At 44.9% G+C, this 3308-nt stretch carries 2 protein-coding genes; both read left to right on the top strand.

Annotation, left to right across the window (positions count from 1 at the left end; genetic code table 11):
• Window positions 1-44 precede the first annotated feature (44 nt).
• Window positions 45-338 (top strand): RNA-binding regulator, encoded by a 294-nt coding sequence (gene rbp, locus PX636_RS19835; RefSeq protein ID WP_002798415.1) that lies wholly within the window; start codon window positions 45-47, stop codon window positions 336-338.
• A gap of 199 nt (window positions 339-537) precedes the next feature.
• Window positions 538-3060: a glycogen/starch/alpha-glucan phosphorylase gene (locus PX636_RS19830; RefSeq protein WP_288118448.1), complete on the top strand. Its 2523-nt coding sequence runs from the start codon at window positions 538-540 to the stop codon at window positions 3058-3060.
• Window positions 3061-3308: the final 248 nt, after the last annotated feature.

The following is a 3308-nucleotide window of genomic DNA, read 5'->3' as shown; positions in this document are numbered from 1 at the left end:
GTGTCTCCACACCGTTTCGAGTATTGATCGAGGATTCAAGTATTATGTCTATTTTTGTTGGTAATCTCTCTTACGAGATTTCCCAAGAAGATCTGGTCGATGTCTTTAAAGAGTACGGCAAGGTTCAAAGGGTTCATATTCCCGTTGACAAAGAGACAGGCCGCAAACGCGGTTTCGCCTTCGTGGAAATGGAAAGTAAAGCCCAGGAAACTACCGCAATTGAGGCACTGGATGGTGCTGAATGGATGGGGCGATCAATTAAAGTTAACCAGGCCCGCGAGCGTGAAGAGCGCGCGCCCTTCAATGGTGGTGGTGGTGACAGAAAAAAACGCTATTAAGCTTTTTTTGTAAATAATTGTGGGAGGGTGGATAGGGTTCACCCTTTTTTCGTCGACAATTGCGATCGCAGATCCGCTCAAAACCAATAGAAATCTAAATGTCTGAGTCTCTCCAAAAGGTAACAAGTAAACTATAAAGGATATCGTCATCAGAATCTGATCGGCGATCGACTCCCGAATATATGGACAACAAAAACCCATGGAGACAACCTATACCCTAGCTGATGGGCGTGAAGCACTTCAATGCCCCACTTTAGTTGAAGATGATCGCACGGGCATGAGTCCCGAAACCCTAAAACGGGCTTTTCTGGACAATTTGTTTTATTTGCAAGGGGTTAACCGCACTAATGCCAGTCCCTACAATTACTATGTCGCCCTTGCCTACACCGTTCGCGATCGCCTCCTGCGTCGTTTTCTGAAATCCACCGACACCTACAAACAAGAAAAAGTTAAACTCGTCTGCTATTTCTCCGCCGAATTTCTCATGGGGCGGTATTTAGGCAATAATCTCGCTAATTTGGGTATTTACGACCTAATCAAAGAGATGATCGAGGAATTAGGTCTTGATTTTGAGGAAATTATCGAACAGGAACCGGATCCCGGCCTGGGAAACGGCGGTTTAGGTCGTTTAGCGGCTTGTTTCCTCGATTCCCTCGCTTCCTTAGAAATTCCCGCCATCGGTTACGGTATCCGCTACGAATTTGGCATTTTCCATCAAATGATCCAAAACGGTTGGCAGGTGGAAATCCCCGATAACTGGCTACGCTTCGGCAATCCTTGGGAATTACCCCGTCCCGATGAAAGTGTGGAAGTAAAACTGGGTGGCCGGACGGAAATCTATCACGATGATAAGGGACAGGAACGGGTACAATGGCTGCCGGAACGTCGGGTTTTAGCCATTCCCCACGATACCCCCGTCCCGGGTTACAAAACCAACACGGTTAACGCTTTGCGTCTCTGGAAAGCAGAAGCGAGTGAATCATTTAATTTTGAGGCTTTTAACGCCGGGTTATACGATCAATCCGTGGCCGAAAAAATGGACGCGGAAACCATTTCTAAAGTCCTTTATCCCAACGATAACACCCCCGCCGGTCGCGAATTACGTCTCGCCCAACAATACTTTTTTGTGGCCGCTTCCCTGCAAGATTTAATTCGCATTCACCTAAAAAGCCACAAAAATCTGCAAAACTTCCACGAAACCGCCGCTATTCAACTGAACGACACTCACCCTGCCATTGCGATCGCTGAGTTAATGCGTTTGTTAGTGGATGAAAACGGCTTAGAATGGTCAAAAGCTTGGGCAATTACCCAAAAAACCTTCGCTTATACCAATCATACCCTATTGCCGGAAGCCCTGGAACGTTGGTCGGCGGATTTACTTGGCAAACTGCTGCCCCGACATCTAGAAATTATCTACCTGATCAATCACTTTTTCCTTGAGGATGTGCGGACTTGGTTTCCCGATAACGAGGAATTATTGGGCAAATTGTCGATAGTTGAAGAAGCTGGTTGGGGTAATAAACAAATTCGCATGGCTAATTTAGCCTGTGTGGGTAGTCACTCGATTAACGGAGTCGCCGCTTTACACACGGAGTTACTGCAAAAAGACACCCTGAAAGAGTTTGCCATGCTCTGGCCGGAAAAATTCTACAATAAAACCAATGGTGTCACCCCGCGCCGGTGGATTTTATTGAGCAATCCCCAATTATCGGCACTATTTACCGAAAAAATCGGCGATAATTGGTTAAAAGACCTGAAGGAATTGCGAAAACTGGAACAATACCTTGATGATCCCGAATTCCGTCAGCGTTGGTATGAAATTAAACAGGCGAATAAGGCCGATTTAGCGGCTTATATGCTGAAAACCCGCAATATCGAGGTGGATGTTAATTCGATTTTCGATGTGCAGGTAAAACGGATTCACGAATACAAACGCCAACATCTGGCAGTTCTGCACATTATCGCCCTTTACAATCGCATTAAACAGAACCCTCAGATCGATATCGTGCCGCGCACTTTTATCTTTGGTGGTAAGGCAGCCCCCGGTTACTTTATGGCTAAGTTAATTATTAAGTTAACTAATGCTGTAGCTGAAATTGTTAATAAGGATCCTGATGTCAGAGGTCGTTTAAAATTGGTTTTCCTGCCTAACTTTAACGTTTCTTTGGGTCAACGCATCTATCCGGCGGCGGATCTTTCCGAACAGATTTCTACGGCGGGTAAGGAAGCTTCCGGAACCGGTAATATGAAGTTTGCCATGAATGGCTCCCTCACCATCGGGACTCTGGACGGTGCTAATATCGAAATTCGCGAGGAAGCAGGAGCAGAAAATTTCTTCCTTTTTGGCTTGACAGCAGGAGAAGTTTATGCTAAGAAAGCACACGGTTATGAACCGATGAGCTATTACAAAAATAATCGCGAATTGAAGGGAGTGATCGATCGAATCAAGAGTGGTTATTTTAGCCATGGTGACCAGGAATTATTCAGGCCGATCGTCGATTCTCTCCTCTACGATGACCAGTATATGCTTTTAGCTGATTATCAATCCTACGCTGATTGTCAGGAACAGGTAAGTGAAGCTTATCGCGATCGGGACAAGTGGACGCGGATGTCGATTCTCAACTCGGTTCGTATGGCCAAATTCTCTAGCGATCGCACGATCTGGGAATATTGTCAAGAGATTTGGAAAGTTAATCCAGTCAAGATTAGCTTAGAGGATTAAAAAACTCGGTCAAGTTCGGGTTTAGTCCTTGACTAGCCCGAATTCTGGAACCGTAGCCCCAAAAATGCTTTGTGAAAACGTCTAAACTATGATTTTTATGATTGTTTGATGGACTATGATTTTAATTTTTATACACTTCAATTATTTCTAGTTAGGGTTTGCTGAATAATGGTAAAACCCTTTTAAAATAAGGCTTTTGACCTGTTAAAATCCGATGTTCATGCTGCGAAAATCGGATTAGGACCCTC

Source organism: Microcystis sp. M53598_WE2 (assembly GCF_030067735.1).
Classification (GTDB): Bacteria; Cyanobacteriota; Cyanobacteriia; order Cyanobacteriales; family Microcystaceae; genus Microcystis; species Microcystis aeruginosa.
Note: the sequence above shows the minus strand (reverse complement) of the source record. Positions and strands in the feature narration are given on the sequence as shown.